The 18501-nt window shown below is 36.5% G+C and carries 16 protein-coding genes; 7 read left to right on the forward strand and 9 right to left on the reverse strand.

Annotated elements, in window-relative coordinates:
- Positions 1 to 73 precede the first annotated feature (73 nt).
- Positions 74 to 724 (forward strand): relaxase/mobilization nuclease domain-containing protein, encoded by a 651-nt coding sequence (locus AC1EU0_RS10625; protein ID WP_480302378.1) that lies wholly within the window; start codon positions 74 to 76, stop codon positions 722 to 724.
- 3 nt (positions 725 to 727) lie between these two features.
- Here AC1EU0_RS10625 and AC1EU0_RS10630 read toward each other — a convergent pair whose 3' ends face one another.
- From AC1EU0_RS10630 to AC1EU0_RS10640, 3 genes are all read right to left on the reverse strand, one after another.
- Positions 728 to 1294, reverse strand: a complete 567-nt coding sequence (locus AC1EU0_RS10630; RefSeq protein ID WP_480302379.1) for a hypothetical protein — start codon at positions 1292 to 1294, stop codon at positions 728 to 730.
- Positions 1295 to 1347: 53 nt separating this feature from the next.
- Positions 1348 to 2055 carry a hypothetical protein gene (locus AC1EU0_RS10635; protein WP_480302380.1) on the reverse strand — a complete coding sequence of 236 codons (708 nt, stop codon included), beginning with the start codon at positions 2053 to 2055 and terminating at the stop codon, positions 1348 to 1350.
- Between the two features lie 231 nt (positions 2056 to 2286).
- On the reverse strand, positions 2287 to 2766 hold the full coding sequence (locus AC1EU0_RS10640; protein ID WP_480302381.1) for a hypothetical protein: 480 nt from the start codon (positions 2764 to 2766) through the stop codon (positions 2287 to 2289).
- 268 nt (positions 2767 to 3034) lie between these two features.
- On the opposite strand from AC1EU0_RS10640, the gene AC1EU0_RS10645 reads away from it, so the two are divergent.
- Positions 3035 to 4144 (forward strand): helix-turn-helix domain-containing protein, encoded by a 1110-nt coding sequence (locus AC1EU0_RS10645; RefSeq protein ID WP_480302382.1) that lies wholly within the window; start codon positions 3035 to 3037, stop codon positions 4142 to 4144.
- An 81-nt stretch (positions 4145 to 4225) separates the two neighbouring features.
- Here the strand turns inward: AC1EU0_RS10645 and AC1EU0_RS10650 are convergent, their stop codons facing one another.
- Positions 4226 to 4495 carry a hypothetical protein gene (locus AC1EU0_RS10650; protein ID WP_480302383.1) on the reverse strand — a complete coding sequence of 90 codons (270 nt, stop codon included), beginning with the start codon at positions 4493 to 4495 and terminating at the stop codon, positions 4226 to 4228.
- A gap of 243 nt (positions 4496 to 4738) precedes the next feature.
- Between AC1EU0_RS10650 and AC1EU0_RS10655 the strand changes: the two genes are divergently transcribed.
- Positions 4739 to 5116: an antitoxin Xre-like helix-turn-helix domain-containing protein gene (locus AC1EU0_RS10655; protein ID WP_480302384.1), complete on the forward strand. Its 378-nt coding sequence runs from the start codon at positions 4739 to 4741 to the stop codon at positions 5114 to 5116.
- On the opposite strand, the gene AC1EU0_RS10660 is transcribed toward AC1EU0_RS10655, so the two are convergent.
- Both AC1EU0_RS10660 and AC1EU0_RS10665 read right to left on the reverse strand, forming a co-directional pair.
- Entirely contained in the window at positions 5113 to 5496 is a 384-nt protein-coding gene (locus AC1EU0_RS10660; protein ID WP_480302385.1) for a hypothetical protein, read from the reverse strand. The two genes, AC1EU0_RS10655 and AC1EU0_RS10660, sit on opposite strands and share 4 nt — an antisense overlap.
- Positions 5497 to 5617: 121 nt before the next feature.
- Positions 5618 to 6181, reverse strand: coding sequence for a hypothetical protein (locus AC1EU0_RS10665; RefSeq protein ID WP_480302386.1), 564 nt, complete (start codon positions 6179 to 6181; stop codon positions 5618 to 5620).
- A 295-nt stretch (positions 6182 to 6476) separates the two neighbouring features.
- Between AC1EU0_RS10665 and AC1EU0_RS10670 the strand changes: the two genes are divergently transcribed.
- Positions 6477 to 8528, forward strand: coding sequence for a DNA phosphorothioation-associated putative methyltransferase (locus tag AC1EU0_RS10670; RefSeq protein ID WP_480302387.1), 2052 nt, complete (start codon positions 6477 to 6479; stop codon positions 8526 to 8528).
- Here the strand turns inward: AC1EU0_RS10670 and AC1EU0_RS10675 are convergent.
- From AC1EU0_RS10675 to AC1EU0_RS10685, 3 genes are read right to left on the reverse strand one after another with little or no spacing between them, the layout of a single operon-like run.
- A complete protein-coding gene (locus AC1EU0_RS10675; RefSeq protein WP_480302388.1) occupies positions 8512 to 9435 on the reverse strand; it encodes a phospholipase D-like domain-containing protein in 924 nt (307 codons plus the stop codon). The genes AC1EU0_RS10670 and AC1EU0_RS10675 overlap by 17 nt on opposite strands.
- Positions 9435 to 11261, reverse strand: coding sequence for an ATP-binding protein (locus AC1EU0_RS10680; RefSeq protein WP_480302389.1), 1827 nt, complete (start codon positions 11259 to 11261; stop codon positions 9435 to 9437). Before AC1EU0_RS10680 ends, AC1EU0_RS10675 begins: the two co-directional genes overlap by 1 nt.
- Positions 11262 to 11269: 8 nt before the next feature.
- Entirely contained in the window at positions 11270 to 12895 is a 1626-nt protein-coding gene (locus AC1EU0_RS10685; protein WP_480302390.1) for a DEAD/DEAH box helicase, read from the reverse strand.
- Between the two features lie 310 nt (positions 12896 to 13205).
- On the opposite strand from AC1EU0_RS10685, the gene AC1EU0_RS10690 reads away from it, so the two are divergent.
- Genes AC1EU0_RS10690 through AC1EU0_RS10700 form a run of 3 tightly spaced genes read left to right on the forward strand, consistent with a single transcriptional unit; the run spans position 13206 to position 18481 of the window.
- Positions 13206 to 14147 (forward strand): DUF4007 family protein, encoded by a 942-nt coding sequence (locus AC1EU0_RS10690; protein WP_480302391.1) that lies wholly within the window; start codon positions 13206 to 13208, stop codon positions 14145 to 14147.
- Entirely contained in the window at positions 14137 to 17598 is a 3462-nt protein-coding gene (locus AC1EU0_RS10695; protein ID WP_480302392.1) for a DUF6079 family protein, read from the forward strand. Before AC1EU0_RS10690 ends, AC1EU0_RS10695 begins: the two co-directional genes overlap by 11 nt.
- Complete coding sequence (locus AC1EU0_RS10700) at positions 17588 to 18481, forward strand: phosphoadenosine phosphosulfate reductase family protein (protein ID WP_480302393.1); 894 nt, start codon at positions 17588 to 17590, stop codon at positions 18479 to 18481. The genes AC1EU0_RS10695 and AC1EU0_RS10700 overlap by 11 nt, the downstream gene beginning before the upstream one ends.
- Positions 18482 to 18501: the final 20 nt, after the last annotated feature.

Raw genomic sequence — 18501 nt, forward strand, 5'->3', positions numbered from 1 at the left:
CCGTAATTTGCTAACTATCAAAAAGTAAGCCGATACAGACAGTTCTAATGTGAAGAAAAGAGAGGTAACTGCAATGAGTAGCCTTAGTAATGATAGCATCTTAGGGCTATTATCTGGTGATGTTAGGTATAAAGCCAATCGAATCAAATCACTTTCTCGGCACAGCAAAAAGCCACCAGAAGTCATGGTGAAGATCAGTGGCTATTGCTACACAGCAGCTCATACCCAAAGCCATTTTGATTACATCAGTCGTAATGGAAAACTGGAAATTGAAGATGAATGTGGTCAGATCTACCAAGATAAACAGTCACTTCATCAACTAGCTCAAGATTGGGAAGAACCTCAAACCAATACCAAAAGACGTACTCGTCATAGCACTCATATCGTTCTATCCATGCCTGATGGCACCGAACCCAAAGCCGTAAAAAAAGCCGTAAGAGAGTTTGCCAAAAAGACGTTTTCCAACAATCACCAATACGTTATGGCACTGCATACAGATACCGACAGTCCACACGTTCACTTAACCGTAAAAAACTTAGGTTTTGATGGTAAACGGTTGCATGTTCGAAAAGGATTACCACAAATATGGCGTGAACGTTTTGCTCAAGAAATGGAAAGGCAAGGCATAGCAGCTGAGGCTACGCCTAGCCTAAGAAAAGCAGCATTGTTAAATTCGAGATCAATCCAACAAACGAACGACACGCAGATTTTAGACAGTCGTTAACAGCTAAATATACAGCCGTAGTTTATTCATATGTTCCTTTATCTCTAACAGATTACCTTGGAGTATATGCTTTCGTTCGAGTATAGCTCTATCCTTTTCAGGCATATTTGAGCCATATGTCGTCTCGCATTTAAGCTCTATACTAAAAATCAACTTAGCAAGTTCACTTTTATTATGTCTGAGTTCTTCACTCGGAGTAGATATATCACCAAGTGCAAAAATATCAGCGACATTATAATCAGCACAATGATGAATCCCATTTTTACATCCAGTAATTTCACCAAGGAAGTAGATTGGAAGACAAGAAGTGCATGAGCAATCACAGCATGAACAATTACAAGCTGAAGAACACTCCGGGCAATAAATACCTGCATCGTGGTCATGGTAGCCGTATAATTTATCATCATAATAACAAGTTTGGCAGTTTCTAGTATATTTAAGAGTGTGGTTCAGAATAGAAATTTTAATTTCAAATGAATGACGACAACTTTGAGTTCCTAAATTACCATTATCCGCTGTCAGTTCTTTTATTATCAGCTTAATTAATTCTTTATCCGTGATTTTAGACATTGATGCTTTTCCTTTTTATGCTGCGGTTGAATTAATGCTTTTAAATTGAAGTGTTAACTAAATAAACCTGTTAAAAACTCCCACCAATGAATATGTGCTTTTGACCAATAAAAAGTCTGGTAATTTGCATGATAGTAAAATGATAAAATCATAGTTGGTATTCCAGTTACAATAATAAATACGTAAGCATAATAAACAGGAAATAAAAGCCATCTTAAGAGAAAACATCCAATGTGGTAAATTACATAACCAATTAGCCAACATATAACCTTTGCGATATAGAGAAAGTGAGTGAGTCCAACTTCTTGTATACAAAGCAGGCGTTTAAACTTCACCATCAAATAAGAACCCATAAATCCAAATATTACCATGATTAATAAATTAACAATGTAATACCAATATTCGAGTAACCAAGGATCAGGTCCCTTGCTCAAAAATGAGAAAGGGGCTAATAAGTTCAGAATCATGAGGATGACGCCTAATACGAGGAATACTACTGTAATAATCATTCCTGCTAGCACGGATGTATGTGGGTATTCTTCATCCCAAAAGCCAATAATTAATCCAGCAAACAGATTTGCACATGCAAGGCTTGCCAAGTGCAGATAAAATTTAAAAAGCATACTTCCAAAAAAATCATCATATCTCCACCCATATCCATATGTTGTTTCGAGGTATGTTTCAAACATTTCTATGAAGAATTGAGTATCTTTAGCAATAAAATAATATAAAATTGCAAAAAGCGGAATTAACGGGTTCATAATAAATCCTTGATTAAAAGTAGTGCTTTTTTTATAACTTATGTCTGACACAGTTGATCATTCGAATAAATAACACGGCAAGGTGTTGGTTTAATTATCTTAAAGTTTTATAAGTGGTTAGAACCTATTTTTTATAAGGAAGAACTTTTTTATGAAATTAGGTTTTCATTTGTAATTACTTTAAGTGATGGTGTTATCGTTTAATTTTTAAAATCGATAGAATGACTTTCTCTAAGCTACAAGTTCTTGGCTTTTGTTAAAGAAAATTGAACGGTCGTTTGAGCTATTACTTTTCATGGCTTTAAAAGTAGATAATAACTTATCATTAGGCTTGTACTTCTTTACTTTACTTACGATCTTCTCAGCACTTTTTAAATATTCATCTAACTCAGAAGATACATTAGATGGAAAATCATTATTTATTCTGTCAGAGTAAAAACTTAATACAAATGCTAACTCTTTTGGCATTTTAATGTTTTGGCTAACAGCCTTAGAGTAATATTTAGTTCGACCACACTCTCGTATACAGGTAGACTTCAAATCAAACTCTAATCGGCTAATGTCTCTTTCAATTGTTTTACGACTTACGTCGAAACCGTGAGCCTCACATTTGGATTTAATAGAGTTAATTGAAATTCCCTCAGAATGACTACTAGGTAAAATAGAGTAAATAAATTCAATTCGTGCAGTTTTATCCGTGATCAAAGCCATTTGCATCCCTTAATATGTCGCTAGTGCATGTTGTTTCTTCAAGGCCAAAGTGAAGTGACAGGGCTATCTTTTTTAAGACAGAATTTTTCTACGCTTCAGCACTTGAGTTGATGAATGCAAAGATACTGTTTGGAATTCTCATAAGCAATAAAATCATGAAATTATGCGCAATATGAGAGCCTTGCAAATACTCACTAGTTATTTATTAAAATATGCGTGGTATGATAGGTTTTATGCGCAATACATTTGGAATTTGGAAACAGAAAATATGTCATTGAGTTTATGGATTGCTGACCTCATCGAATACAATAAAGAAAATGCCAAGTATGAACTCCCTCATAGTGTTGAAAGCTTATCAAAACTCTCCAAGGTGCCGGTATCAACGCTCTATCGGCTGCTATCTGGAAAGCATAATGAACGTCCAAGAGCAACAACCATCAAAAAATTAGAGCATGCTTTTAAAGTCGGATATAGCCCTAAATATATGCAGTTAGTAGAACGTGAATCAACCTCAGAAAATTGGCTTGATTCTATTGAGCAAACAGCATTCACTAATACAGGTGACTTGCTTTGCCAGGTATGCCGCAGTGAACCTCCAGTTATTTCTATCAACGTTAATCCCCATATAACGAAACGCCATGCCGACTCCCAACTTAACCAAAGCGAACGTTTTTCATACATATATTCCTGCGATGAGTGTATCGCTGCTGTAGAGAAATGCTCACAAAGTTCTTACCCAGTCATCATTGCGACATTGCTTCATAAAGGCGATAGCCAATTGCAGCTTACGAAAAATGTTGGTGAAGCTGAGGTTGGTACTCCAATTACCAATCAATCTCTATTAGCTCTGGAGTTGGGGGTAGAGCAATCCACAATTTCCAGAATAAAGAACGAAAGAACTGAATATGTTAACCAACAACTTGCTCATAAGTTGCATTGCCTTTGTGCGAGAAAACTACTGAAAAATAAATTTTCTTTACCTGCGTTTATAACTAAGCGTGACGCCGTTTATGATCTAATGGAGCTATTATTTAATTTTTTATATTACCCACCAAGTTTTGTTCAAGCAGACTTTGAAGTTCAAATCACGCCTCATCAAAAACTCCATTGTGACCTTATGGCTTATGAGCCAACAGGGGAGCCTCTTATCGCGTGTTTTGTTATGGATGGCCATATAGACAACAAAAAAGCACTTCAGCAATATACTGGACTTGGTTTAGCACTTGGCGCTAAATATGTTTTAATAACCGAATCGAGCCCGGATATTCAAATAAATATGCATTGCCAAGTTGCGTATTCACTTAATGAGTTCAAAAATGAAATTTCTATTACAGGCATACCATTAGAGAAACTACCTAAATTTGAGCCAATTGAGTAATACCACCTTAAACCTGCCAAGAACACCAACATCTAAGTAATGGTTTCTTGGCAAGCCAGTATAAGTTTGGAATTACCAAAACTAATATGAGTCTCTTTCGTTTTTCTTGCGTACTCGATCTGCCAAGAACACAGAAACAAGGAAAGGTATTGCAAAGAAGAACATGAAGTATACGAATTTACCAAGTAGGAATGTAATTAAGCCCGTAATTACTGCCCAAACAATGCCGTTGCGACCTAAATAGTTGGCTCTCATAGCGACTAATATTAGGCACACAATCGGAATTGGGAAAAACAAAATAGCCAACATTAGCGAAAGTTGTTCACCCATTGCATCAAGAGAAAAAAGCATTTCTACCCCAATAAATTGTTTTAAATTTGCACAAGTTAGTGTGCTTGAATGAGAGAGCTGTTTGGTATTCCGAACCAGCCCGTTGTCTGTTGATGAGCATAATAGAGGAGGGAATGGACACTATCTGTCTCATTGAGGAATTATTTTGAAAAAGACAAAAAGTCTTCAATGATAAAGGTTAATTACTGATTCAAATGTGAACCAGTGATTAGCCTAAATGCTCAGATAAGTAAGGGAGATGTTATGGTGGAAAAAGACTTTGTTGGAATCAAAGCCTGCTCAAATATTTTAAAAGGGTGGGGCTGCTCGAATAATGAAATACAAACGATACTCGGTATAAGTGAACCAATTGGTACCTTATTGCATAGCCAGCCCGAAGCTGTTGTACTTTCTAGTGATCAGTTGATTAGAGTCAGCTACATCCTCAATATTCACGCTGTACTAAGAAGCACATTTGAAAATCCAGAAAACATCAGAGGGTTTATGACCTTTAAGAACCACAATGCTTTCTTTGATGGTAGGGCGCCTATCGAGATAATTCGCTCTGGTAGGGTGGTGGACTTGAAGACGGTTTTTGAAGTGTTGAACAATCATTTTTCACTGGGAGAAGCGGCCGTTTAAGCCGCTTTTTGTAAAACTTGATTGTTCTGTTGTTGAGGTTGTTTTGAATTTTTTGTTTGATCGATGATATCGGAATACTCACCGCCGTACAGACGAATGATTTTTTGTTGAATTTCTCTTTGAGCTGGGCGTAATTTCTTGTTAATCACGCATGCAATTTTTTTGATTTTATCCCAGTCTGCTTTACTTTTCGTTTTTTCATCACTGATGATTTTTTCACGAAATTCGATTTCACTCTTTATTGCATCAAGCGTTGCTTTGAGTTTATCTAGCTCGTTACTGCTTTCTTCTAGCTCATTACCCTTCTTGAGTTCTACTCGTTGAACGTGTAGTTGCAAACTAGCTATTAATAAAGCGAAAGCGCCAATGATTGTTCCCATTATGTTCCCCTTAGGATATGCAATAAATGTTTGTGAAGATGGAAGGAATAATAAGGAAGCGACCAGACACTAGATGTCTAATAGATGAAAATATTTAAGATATTTAGCAAAGAAATGGAATTTAACAAACACTTGATTTCAGCACCCATTTCTTCTTGTTATTGGGCGCTCTGACAATAAGTCCTTTTTTAATGAACTCATTTAAAACTCTGTTGAAGTCAGGTTTTTCGAACTGCACCATAGCCCTGACGGACTCAGCTAGCTTTGGTCTTTTGAAATAATTAAGAATTTTTGCATTAGAAACAGTTACTTTTTCAATCACAGCAGGGATTTTTGTTATTTCCTTCGGAGGTAAAGCAATGAAACACGAAGCTTTGTGAAGCCTACATTGGAACTCAAAAGCCATTACTAATGCGTTATCTTGGCTCCATAATACAAATTTGCAGCTTTGCTTTTGTGGTGTATCTAGTGATGCCAATACCCCTACAAGATTTCCAATGATATGAAAATCAGCTTGGTTGGAACCGGTAGGATAACAAGAAAATACTTGAAATAACTTACGCTCACATAATTCAATCACAGACTCATGTTTACTAAAAACAAACACTTTATCTGTTAACGTAGCCTCAATCTCAGAAACTTTTTGCAGACCAATGTTCTCTGCATCAACAAAAATAAACTTCAAATGACGATCCTTGTATGCGTTCATTTTTTACGAATTGAGGTTTCATCATATCAGACGTAGTATTTGAAACTACATCCAAAGAACCAATTGATTGAAATTTATACTTGAATTTATATGGATAAAACAAATACTCAGAGTGAAGAGCAGTGGCTTACAAGCAAAGAGGCCAAGTCAGTGTTAAAGGTTAGCGATTGTCAGTTGATGCATTTGAGAGAATCTGGCAAATTAACTTTCAAGAACGTTGGTAGGGCTTATTACTACTTACTCAATAATAATTTTAAAAAGTAACAATAAAATGGACGCAGCCACCTTTAAGCAACTTACGTTATTAGTTAAAGCGGGAAAGCATTTACCCGATGCCATATACATTCATAAAGATGCATTTTCAGCTATACCTAAGCAATTACAAGACTTTATTCCTGCAGTTGCAAAAGCGCTATCGGTGCATGACGAACAGTGGGATTTAGTAAAGCTCTTTAAGAAAGAGTTTCGGGTTTCTCTGCTCTCTTATCCAACATTCTATACCGACTCTTATCCTTCTCTGCAACAAAGCATCAATGTCGACCTTATTAAACTTCAGCATAAAATAACGTCATACGATGGCTCAGAAAACCCTCCAATATTACACCGTAAAGAAACGATGGTTTTGCCAGAAAGTGAGCACTATCAGCACTTTGTTGACATTACCCAAGAAGGTGAAAATGCAGGTTTATATGAGAACACAAGGATCATCGGATTTAAACGAACGTGGCAAAACTTGATCCACAGTAAAGGCTATGAGCTTATTGATGGCAGGTTGTTTAGAAGTTCTTCTATTATCACGGTTGACGATAGTTCAGAAAAAATCGATAGGCATAAGACAGCCATTGTTCGTCATGAGCTTTCCGCGCCAATGAAATTATTGGCCAAGCATGGCTTTTTAAGTGGTGATTACTCTATTTTTGATTATGGTTGCGGGAGAGGTGATGACTTACGAGAGCTTCAAGCTCATGGCCTAGATGCTCTAGGTTGGGATCCAAACTACCAACCTGATAATGAAAAAATTAACTCTGATATTGTAAATCTTGGGTTTGTTCTAAATGTCATTGAAGACCAAGATGAACGCCTAGAGGCATTAATTAATGCATGGGAACTTACTGATAAATTTTTAGTTGTTTCCGTCATGTTGGCAGCGGATTCTTACATTGCACAGTTCACGCCATATAAGGATGGCGTGATCACCTCACGAAATACGTTCCAAAAATATTATGCGCAGTCAGAAATCAAAGCTTATATAGAGAGAACCCTTCAAGAAAATGTAGTAACACTAGCTCCGGGCATTTTCATTATCTTCAAAGACAAAATAGAAGAGCAGAATTATCTAATTGCTAAATACAGCCGTCATCATCAATGGCAGCAACTCACTTCCCCCGAGCCAATACAAGCGAAAGATAAAGCAAAGCTCGTCATTACTCAGAATTCAGAGCTTTTCACTGATTTTTGGAACGTGTGCCTTGAGCTTGGTCGTATACCTGTAAATGAAGAATTTTCAAAGTCTGAAGAAATCAGGCAATTAATTGGCTCTCACAAGAAAGTCTTCAGCTTGTTATGTGAAATGTATGATACTCATGCGTTCACAGCAGCACAGAAATCAAGAAAAGAAGACTTACTGTTATTATTTGCTATGGGGTTGTTCGAAAAAAGAAAGCCTTATACTAAGCAGCCAGAAAATCTAAAGCGTGACATCAAAGCCTTTTTCGACAACTACAATATCTGCATCAATGAAGCTAAAGAAGTACTATTTAAGATTGTAGAGACGAGCCTGATCGAAGAACTATGTATTGAAAGCCACAAGTCACTCGGTGCTAGCCTCATTAACTACGAACATGCACAACCTCACTCATTTATTTTCCATAAAAAGTTTGTGGATGATTTGCCATTGTTGCTTCGAGTATATGTTGGTGCAGCACTTCAAATGTATGGAGAGCTAGATACAGTACAGCTAATTAAAATCCACATTCATTCAGGTAAAGTTACTTTATTGAGTTATGAAGGGTTTGATGACTCACCATTGCCTCAACTTGTAGAGCGAGTCAAAATCAAGATGGCGGATCAAGATGTCGATTTTTTTGACTATGTGATTCTAGAAAAGCGGCCTTTGCTACTCAATAAATGCGAGTTTATTGATGATTCCTTTGCTGACTTCAAAAAGCAAAAGGCGTTTAATAAACGCCTTTTGTTAGAATTGGCAAAATACGAGTTCTTAACTGAACCTAATCTTGCAAAGCCAGCGTTAGAGCATATGCTGGCTAAGGAAGGTTTGGTTATTAGAGGATATAGGTTTTATCAAGCTAAGATATCATCCTAGCAACTTGGCTCCGTCTTGCAGGTATGAATATTTCAATTTCATCAGAAGCATACAATTCAAGGTATTTGTAAAAATTGCTTTGAATACTTTTAATATCCTGCCGATACGGAGCGGGATCATCCGACAGTGCATCATGTAGCATTTTGGATATTTGGCCAAAATTTATCCCCCTATCGCTTGAATTCTGAAGCAAGGCGTTTTTGAACCAGAGAAATGCTTTAGTTCTTTTAAAGAAGAGCTTTGCTGTATCTCTGCATTGATTGTTGGCTTCAACGACTGCAAACGGAAGAGATGGATTTAAAGAATATTCTTTAGGAACAACAACACACCCCGGTTCTGATAACGGAAAATCAGACACAAAGATTTTGCTTACACGAGGTAAAATGTCTTCAGGCCAATTAGAAGGTATAGATCTATCATCCTCTGAATATTGTTCTAGCAGTTGCTCCATAGAATCCAATGTTTTTTCCGTTAGTTCTATTGAGGGATTAACAATGTTTTGAATAAAAGCTTTTGATTTGTCTGTTGCCACCACTTGAGACATACATTCAAGGTTTCCCTGCTCTAATAGGGATAAGCCATTGGAGGTAAAATTCGCACTTCCACTATAGATAAGATCATCATCTAGTTGATAAATTTTAGCGTGCAAATTTGATAAAGCCTTGACTTTAAACCCCTCAGATATACATAGTCTTAATGCCTGTAAAGAGCTTGCTCCTTTCGCAAAATCATTAGGAGTAAATCTGCCAACAATTATAGTTTCTAATTTCTGCTGTCGAATATTATCACACAACCAGCTGATAGCTGGTTGTGTGACGTAAGCAGATACAATTATTAATTTATGACAAGTTGGAAGGGCTCGTGATATTTCTGATAAAAAATCATTCCCTGAAATCAAATCAGTCATTAAAAGTCATCCTGATCATCTGAAGGTTTTGAAAGAAAATGGCTAATTGCTAAGCCCCATTCTCTTCTGATTGTATTTAGGAATTGTAATCGTTTTCCATCAGATGTTTCATTCATGACACGTGCAAAACCTGCAATTGCAGTTTGAATAACTTCGAGTTGCTCTTGTTCAAGTTTATTTATGAAATCTTCGTAAAAAATATGGTTAGTATTGAATAAAACTAAAGTTAGACCTTTCTTCGTTGAAACATCAAAAAAAGCCTCTGAATCACGTGCAACATCTTCAATTAAAAAGCGGTTTCCCGTTAGTATCAATCTATCAGCCTTTTCTTCAGCTTCACTGATTGACATACCACCAGTTTTTGTTAAGTGATCGATTACGTCATTTTTGTTTAACTCAGGGATGCTTCCGTCTTTAGTACGTTTACCATGACTCTCCCTATAATCAGAACCCTGTGTTGCTTTAGAGGCAGCTTCTTCAGATGTCGATTTAGTTAGCTCACCTTTATGTTCTTTGCTTTTGCTTTTTTTCCCCGTAACATTAATACTTTCAAGCTCTTTATCTAATGCTGAAACGTGTTTTTTTATTGCAGTTACAACTTTAAGCACTTGCAGGATTGGATCTTCGTTATTTTCTAGCTCTCGTATATATTCTTGTTCTGATTCAAATCCAGCTTGTTCAGATAATAGACTCATATCGTAGGGTATCAGTTTTAAAGCATCTTGCTTGTTATTTGTAACACCGAAAACATTATCTAATGCAGGTGGAAACGAAACTTCAATCCCGCCGAATCTACCTTTATAGTTCCTTAAATCACTTGGTATAAAGCTATCCCGTAAGGCTAACTCTCGGCCTGCTCTAACTATAGAAACTCCAATATTTTTTTTACAATGTTTTCCCCAAGTTGTAGCGCCGAGAGTCTTTGTTTCATTTTTTAAAACTTCATCTGCAATAGACTTTTTTACTAGACTTCTAGTGATAAAAACATGCTCTTGTTTTAAATTACCATCTTGATCGACAAAGTTTATTGGAATTTCCTCTCTATCTTTTAATTCAAAAAAAGCTTCATTTTTATATTCTCCAGGTAACTGAGGTAAAGAAGTTTCTTTTTTCAAATACAAAGGGTCATTTGCTTTAAAATCAAATTTCTCATAAACAGAAAGATTTTCATCCGATGAATTGCGATATATTAAACTTTGAATTTTAATATGATCATCACAAATAAAATTTCTATACATTCTTCCTACTAGGAGCTCACAGTTTTGATAAATGTATTTTCCTGATGTCCAGCTTAAACGATCTAATTTCGACCAAATGATTAAGGTACCTGATTTAGGAGGCTTCGGAAAAAATGCTTTTCTATATTTTTCAGGAACTTCCATTTTTTCTGGTTCGGGAACAACTTCAAGGTCACCAGTTTTCATTAAATCAATATCAAGATATGTGTGATGAGGTTCTCCACCTTCAACCCAACTCCAGATATCGACCCTTCTTGCTTGCGATATTGATGAGTTCGGAAGACCCATGCCAAACTTTCCCATGCCATTAGGATCATTACGATTAGCACTACCACCGAATTGCATTGCTAATCGTAACGTTTCAGCATCCATACCAATACCGTTATCCCATAAGGAAATTTCTGATACTGAATATTTTTTTCTAGAATTTACTTTTTCTGCAGTTTCAACAAAGCCAACTTCAACTCTAGTAGCCTTTGCTTGAACACTGTTATCTATGAGTTCAGCAAGAGCATAAGCCGTGTTGTTATATCCATTATCTCTTAATGACTCGATTACAGTTGCTGCTTGTAAAAATCTATTTCCCATCTCAACCTCTAACTCTTTTCACACCACATTTCATTCCAGTACTCAAAAGCAATATTTACGCTTTTGAACTCGGGTATATCATCCATAACTGTGTATATTCGACATTCGGCATTACCGCCACTATTAGCCCCTCGCATAGCTCTTCCTGCCATTTGTAAGTATTGAACAAGCGAGTTCATCGGTTTTGCAATAAGTGCTACATTTGTTTTTGGTGCATCAAAGCCTGCTGTTAGTACATTAAAGTTTAATAAAACCTGTACCTTACCATCTTTATAGTCTTGTATCTTATACCTTCTTGATTCAACAGTGTCATTTTGGGAATCAATCGAGGCTGCTTTAATTCCTCTATAAAGTAGTGCTACGGATAAATGTCTACTGTGTTCGACTGAACATGCAAAAACAATGATTTGTGAACCTTTTTCACACTCTTTAATAATTGTTTCAATAATTTGCTGATTTCTTTTTTTGTTTTTAGCAAGAGCTTTCAGCGTTTCATTTCCTCCAGAGTCTCTCAGCTCATAAGCAGAGATGTCTGAATTATCATATAATAACGGTTTGAATTCAGCCTTAGCTAAATAACCCTGATCGACTAAATAATCAATAGGAGAAATATAGCCAATACTGTTCATTGACAGCTTGTTACCATTAAAATATTCTGCCAGTAGCCTATCCTCTTCAGATAAACCATCAGATGAGTAGTTTCTCCCCGGAGTAGCTGTTAAACCAACTAATCTAGAATTGAATTTTTCATTTAAAATGAAATCATCTACAACTTCTTGAAACTTCTCAGCAATAATCTTATGTGCTTCATCGAAAATAACTAAAGTTACTTTTTTCATAAGCTCTTGATATAAGATTTTTAAACCCGGATTATCTTTTTTTCTGAGACTCAAAAATTTATATAGACCAGCAACGATGAAACCATTATCAATCCCACTTAAGCTTTCGTAGCTATTTGAGTAAAAAGCATAGAGAGATAAGTCACTATTTCCTAGATTTCCCCATGCTTTTTCAAATTCATTAAACGCTTGAGAGCAAAGCTCTTCTCGATCTGCTAACCAAAGTACTAAAGCATTAGAATTCGCTCGTAAGTGCTCACACGCTATATTCATCGCAGTCCTAGTTTTACCTGCACCAGTTGGAAGGTGAATTAAGACTTTTTCATTAGAGTTCTTTTCTAAGCTTGAAATTACCTTTTGAGTTAACTCCCTTTGATATGGGTAAACAGAGTATTTGGGCTCAATCCTCTTGATCGTTTGGAATAAGTCATTTTCCTCACTTTCTGCTTCAGTTAGTTCTGAAAGACCTATTTTTTGTGAAAAAGTACTAAGGTTTTTTTGAGACCAACTAATAACAGCATCATAATGTTTTGGCTCGACCTCTTTTTCAGTTATTTCGAACTCAGGAAATAGTTTACACAATAGTTTTGGTGTTAGACGTTCAATAAGAAGTGTTCTTAAGTTTTCGTTATACACAAAGTCATATGCATGTGTAATTGATAAAAGTTGAGCTAATTGTTCTTTTTCGGGTTCCTGAGAATTTGAATCTAAATCAATAGCAAACTGGAGAGAGTTTGGCTCAAAAAAATTAAGCAACTCATCCATAGAAAAGTTTTTCAGTATCCTTTTTAGCATTAATAGTCCTTCAAAATAGCTTATCGAAGCCATTAATTAAAATTGTAATCTTTATTGTATTTGCTGTGTAATACTTTGAAATATAACGAGTATATAGAAGAGTATATACGCAATATATTCGACGCAGCGATACATTTTGAGTGTGCTTCACCTCGGCTTCCACTCAACGGCTATTCTAGTGATTAGGTGCAAAAAAATAAACTGTTAATGATCACAATAATCATACACATGTTTTTAGCTCATCCCTTTAAACTGCTTATAAATAGGTATACACTTTACTTCTGGACAAATCCTCCAAAACAGCAGAAGCATGAAAGCAAAATTTACGGGACACGATACCTTCCCTCTTAGATATGGATGGCTTTATAAAGCTGTTAACCATTTGAATTCAGGTGAAAAACTTCAGACGTCTAATGAAGAGTCAGTAAGAAAAGCCATTGTAAACCTCGGTGTTGGTAAAAACATGGTTAATGCCATTCGTTATTGGGCTGAAGCCTGTAACGTAATGTCTACTGATAATAAATCTGAGCAATCCGTCACAAAGCTGGGTCAGTACCTTTTTGAAGATAAAGAGCATGACGGTGACGGAAGCGATCCTTATCTCGAACAAGTTGGTTCGGTTTGGCTGATTCATTTTTGGTTGAATTTTAACTTTGAAACTCTTACAAGTTATCGTTACTTTTTTAACTTTTCAAATGTACAGTATTTTGAGAAATCGAAATTAACTACAGATATTATTGATGAGTGCAGTTCACTTGTTACAAATGATATTGGTAATCCGAATACCATCAAAAAAGACGTAGATTGTTTTCTAAATACCTATTGCAAAAAGATAAAAAACACTTCTTCTAAAAAGAAAGAAACTGTTAACGAAGATCATTTTACCTCTCCTTTAGCTGAGCTTGATTTAGTACAAGATCTGGGTGGTGGTTTTTACATCAGTAAGTTAGATGAACGTGAAAGTCTGCCTATTGAAATTTTTATCTACTCATTGATCCATTTTATGAGAGTAGAGACAGCTGAATCGAAAATTAATACTATCGACTTTGACTCTTTACTGACAAAACCATGTTCCCCCGGACGAATTTTTAGATTATCGGAAGCGGGCTTAGGTCAAAAACTGGATGAAGCACAAGAGATTACCAATAGCGATATATCTTGGATTGACTCACTCGGCTTAAGACAGGTGAAAATCTCAGATTCATTAATAAAAGAACCTCAAGCATTTTTAAACAAGTATTATGGCAACTGATCTCATGGCACAAGAACTCATTACAATCAACCAGAGATACAAAAGTTCAACAAGGATTGATAGCGAAGCACATGATTATCAAGAGTTTGTTGATAGCTTTATCGTTCACGGTACAGCGATAAATGTTCTTGATACTATCAGCCGGGATATTTCTGGAAGTGCTCAAAGAACTTACACTTTAACTGGTCCATATGGCTCTGGTAAATCTACCATCGCGCTGTTTCTGTCTTCACTTCTATCAAAAAATGTAGATGAGCGGCAATACGCTCAATCAAAGTTGAATCAGCACAGTGAAGCGCTTAAAGATTTTCAATCAAGATTGAACGTTAAAAAAGGCTGGCACATTGTCAAGCATGTATGTGGCTTAGAGTCGCCTGCGCACTCAATTCTAGTTAGTGTTAGTGAGTCTTTAGGCATTGAATACGATGTAAAACAGATTGCTCAACTCAATGATGAAGAGTGTCTTGAACAAATTAAATCAGCATTCACATTTAATGCTAAGCAGCATGATGGAATTGTTGTTCTGCTTGATGAGATGGGTAAGGCTTTAGATTTCCAATCCCGAGCCAATAAAGACCTGCATTTGTTTCAGTCTTTAGCCGACATATGCCAACAATCTTCCACACCAGTAGTATTAATAGGCTTTTTGCATCAGGCATTTATCGACTATGCCAAAAACAAAGACACAAAAGCACAACAAGAGTGGGCAAAGGTACAAGGTCGATATCGTGATCTAAGCTTCAATCCATCCATTGATGAGTCTTTAGTTTTAGTCGGTGATTCAATTAAGAAAGACGGAGCGACTGCTACCGCGTTAGAAGATAACTACTCTTCACTAGTTGAAAATGTGGCATGTCACTTTTCTAATCAGAATCGTAATATCAGAGCATTAATAAAAACATTACCAATTGATCCTTTGGTGAGCTTGCTACTTGGGCCAATCTCAAGAAGACGCTTTTCTCAAAATGAAAGGAGTTTATTCGGCTTCCTTGCATCACATGAAAAGTATGGATTTAGAGAGTTTTTATCAGAGAATTATAGTGAGTCAGTATCGACCAATGCTTTGTATTCTCCTGAACAATTCTGGGATTACTTACATCATAATTTACACCATCTAATCGTTACCTCTCATGATAGTAAAGCGTGGCTTGAAGGATGTGATGCGATTCATAGAGCAAGCCAGAAAGGCACTGAACTTCATGATTCGATAACCAAAGTCATCGCCTTATTGACTATTTTTGGATTCCATCATCACTTGCATGCAAGTAAAGAGTTCCTCGTCGCTTACTTTAAAGCTAGAGGTGCGTCTGTAAATGAAATTAAAAAGGCTATTGATGATTTAGAAGCTTGGTCTGTAGTCATCTTCAGAAACAAGCACAATGCCTTGTTTATCTTTCAAGGTAGTGATGTTGATATCCATAACCTCATTCTTGAAAAAATTGAGTCAATAAGTGATGGCGTAGATTGGACATCTGTTTGTGATATGTCACAAAACATTTTGGCGACAGCACACTATCATCAAACGGGTACTATGCGATGGGCTAAAACTCAATTGGTGAGCAAAGTAGACGCAACTTTAATTAGTACCTTAAAAAGCGAACCAACATCCAATGAGTCATTTTTAACGTTTTTAATGCCAATTGACTCTACAATTGAAAAAGCTTTAAAAGACAGTGAAATTGCTAAAGAAAAGCATATCGCTATTGGTGGGTTTAAGTCTGTTAATAATCTAGAAGAAGCCGCTATTGAGTTGATTGCTTTACAAAAAGTAGTCAAAGAAGAAGTAAAGATTAAACATGATCTCATTGCTCAAAAAGAGCTTGAAACAAGAATCATCACTGCTTCTAGAAATGTAGAGTCCGAGCTTAATAAATTGTTTGCTTTTGCGGATTGGGAGCATCAAGGTAACCCTGTTCGTCAATCAAGCTTGTCATTTGCAACTTCTAGTATTGCAGACACCGTATTTAATTTAAATCATAAACAATACGGTATAAAAGGTTTACCTCTTAAAAGCGAAGAGAAACTACATTTTAAGGTCATCAACGAACTTGTAAACCGGACTAAACCTTCAGGCAGTGCAAACAGTGCAATTCGCAAATTGATGAATGCAATGCTTAGTGATGGAGATGAGGAGGATCTAGGTTTTGACAATGATTCATTCCCTCCTGAAAAAGGCGTTTATTTATCATGCCTTAAGGATAAAGGTTGGCACCGTAAGACAGATGAGGGCTTTGGTTTCCCTAGTGCTTGGTCTGATGAAGAACAAAAACGTAATCCAGATATGTATGCCTTATGGCTAGATGGTTTTAACTTTATCAAAGACAGTAATAAGATGGTGACGATTGCTGATTTGTACGACAGATGGATGAAACCGCCATTTGGCTTAACAACAGGCCTTTGTAGACTTTACGCGTTAGCACTGCTTAAGTCACTTGAAGGCAAAATCGCATTCTATGACTACGATTCGAGTCAGCAGTTCATTTTCATTCCTGAACTGGACGAAGAGCTTGTTAATAAGATTTATAAGCATCCAAAAGAAGCTGGTGTACGTTATTTTGAAATGTCTGAAATTCAGACCCATTTGCTCAGTACATTAGCTCAGGCAACAATCGGTTCGCTGAAAAATAATGATGACATACTTGGAATTGCTAAGCACATTGTCAGGATCGTACATGGTTTACCTGCTTGGGTTAAGAAAACCAGTGGCGAGAGCTTCACTGAGAATGGTCAAAAATCAGGGTTAACCAGAGAAGCAAAAGCATTCAGAAACAAGGTGATTGCAGCTAATGATCCGTACAAGCTGATTTTAGAAGATCTGCCTGCAATTTTTGATATATCAAAAGAGCAAAAGGATGCCGACTCTAAACTTGCAAGTCGGTTAAAAACAGCAATTGAAGACTTATCGGCTCAACACGATATGTTACTGACAGGATTTAAAGAGTTAATTAGATCCAATTTGTCAGCTGAATTTGATGAAGAGTTAAAAGCACGTTGTGAGCGAGTCGCAAAAGCTGCCCAAAGACCGAATGTAAAAGAGTTAGCACTTAGACTTATTAAGTTTATAGAGAATAAGGCTAAATTTGAGCAAATTATTAACTTAGCAGCCGGTACACCTGAAAGAAACTGGACAGATAAGCATTTAAGAAATGGTTTTGATGAACTATTGAATTTGTGTGTACAGTTTAGAAGGATTGAATCTTTCAGTAACTTTGAAAACGACACTGGTTCGAAGCCATTGGCATTTATTACGACTGATAGCAAAGGTAACTACAAAGAGTATTCTGCTTACATGAAACTCTCTTGTGAAAGTGAGCAACGTGTCACAAACAAGGTTGATATGCTTAAAAGGGAATTAGCTACAATGTCTAAAGATGAGCAGTTGAATATTGCCACAAATCTTTTGACAGAATTAATGGATGAAACAGGAGGCACTGAAAGCAATGACAGATAAAGTTAAACATGTCTTAGGCTTGTCTGGTGGAAAAGACAGTAGTGCTCTTGCTCTGTATGTAAAGGAAACTCGACCTGATTTGGATATTGAATATTTCTTTACTGATACAGGTTATGAATTACCAGAAACCAATGATTTTATTGATCAGCTAGAGGAAAAGCTTGGCTTCATACATCGATTAAATTCAAGATCTCTGAATGGCATTGAAGGCCGTGGAGAGAAAGAGTTTGCTAGCCTTCTTAAAGAGCATGGAAACTACTTACCTTCACAACGAGATCGCTGGTGTACCGTTCAAATGAAATTGAAACCTTTTGAACGTTGGGTTGATGGCTTTATTGCAGACGGCTATAAAATCATGAACTACGTTGGGATCAGAGCTGATGAACCTGAACGTACGGGTTACATGACCATTGAAAAACCGATTACCTCCGTGTTTCCATTTCGTGAAGGTGGCATTGTAAAAAGCGACATTGAGAACATTCTTCAAAGAAATGGCCTTGAGCTTCCTGCATATTATGAATGGCGTTCTCGTTCAGGTTGTACGTTTTGTTTTTATCAACGCAAAATTGAGTGGATTCGATTAAAAGAAAAGCACCCTCAACTTTTTGAAGAAGCAAAGGCTTTTGAAAAAGGCGATGATAATAATGTTGTCGGAGAGAAGTTCTATTGGATGGGGCAAGGACAACCTCTAGAAACTTTGGAAGATCCCGAAGTTCAGCAAAGAATTATTCTTAACCATGAAAAACAAGTCGCTCGCTTTTACAAGAAAAAGCGCCGCAATGCTTTACTCGGTGATTTTGGGGGCACTTGTGAATTTGGTGATCTCGATGATATCTACGATGAAGTTGAAGGTGGCGGTGCTTGCGTAACCTGCTACAAATAAGCTTCAAAAAAACTATCACT

The organism is Parashewanella sp. 2210YD4-3, from assembly GCF_056591735.1.

Coding starts and splice junctions, on each gene's coding strand:
- AC1EU0_RS10625 (WP_480302378.1), top strand. CDS start 74: ATGAGTAGCCTTAGTAATGATAGCATCTTAGGGCTATTATCTGGTGAT.
- AC1EU0_RS10630 (WP_480302379.1), bottom strand. CDS start 1,294: ATGTCTAAAATCACGGATAAAGAATTAATTAAGCTGATAATAAAAGAA.
- AC1EU0_RS10635 (WP_480302380.1), bottom strand. CDS start 2,055: ATGAACCCGTTAATTCCGCTTTTTGCAATTTTATATTATTTTATTGCT.
- AC1EU0_RS10640 (WP_480302381.1), bottom strand. CDS start 2,766: ATGGCTTTGATCACGGATAAAACTGCACGAATTGAATTTATTTACTCT.
- AC1EU0_RS10645 (WP_480302382.1), top strand. CDS start 3,035: ATGTCATTGAGTTTATGGATTGCTGACCTCATCGAATACAATAAAGAA.
- AC1EU0_RS10650 (WP_480302383.1), bottom strand. CDS start 4,495: ATGCTTTTTTCTCTTGATGCAATGGGTGAACAACTTTCGCTAATGTTG.
- AC1EU0_RS10655 (WP_480302384.1), top strand. CDS start 4,739: ATGGTGGAAAAAGACTTTGTTGGAATCAAAGCCTGCTCAAATATTTTA.
- AC1EU0_RS10660 (WP_480302385.1), bottom strand. CDS start 5,496: ATGGGAACAATCATTGGCGCTTTCGCTTTATTAATAGCTAGTTTGCAA.
- AC1EU0_RS10670 (WP_480302387.1), top strand. CDS start 6,477: ATGGACGCAGCCACCTTTAAGCAACTTACGTTATTAGTTAAAGCGGGA.
- AC1EU0_RS10675 (WP_480302388.1), bottom strand. CDS start 9,435: ATGACTGATTTGATTTCAGGGAATGATTTTTTATCAGAAATATCACGA.
- AC1EU0_RS10680 (WP_480302389.1), bottom strand. CDS start 11,261: ATGGGAAATAGATTTTTACAAGCAGCAACTGTAATCGAGTCATTAAGA.
- AC1EU0_RS10685 (WP_480302390.1), bottom strand. CDS start 12,895: ATGCTAAAAAGGATACTGAAAAACTTTTCTATGGATGAGTTGCTTAAT.
- AC1EU0_RS10690 (WP_480302391.1), top strand. CDS start 13,206: ATGAAAGCAAAATTTACGGGACACGATACCTTCCCTCTTAGATATGGA.
- AC1EU0_RS10695 (WP_480302392.1), top strand. CDS start 14,137: ATGGCAACTGATCTCATGGCACAAGAACTCATTACAATCAACCAGAGA.
- AC1EU0_RS10700 (WP_480302393.1), top strand. CDS start 17,588: ATGACAGATAAAGTTAAACATGTCTTAGGCTTGTCTGGTGGAAAAGAC.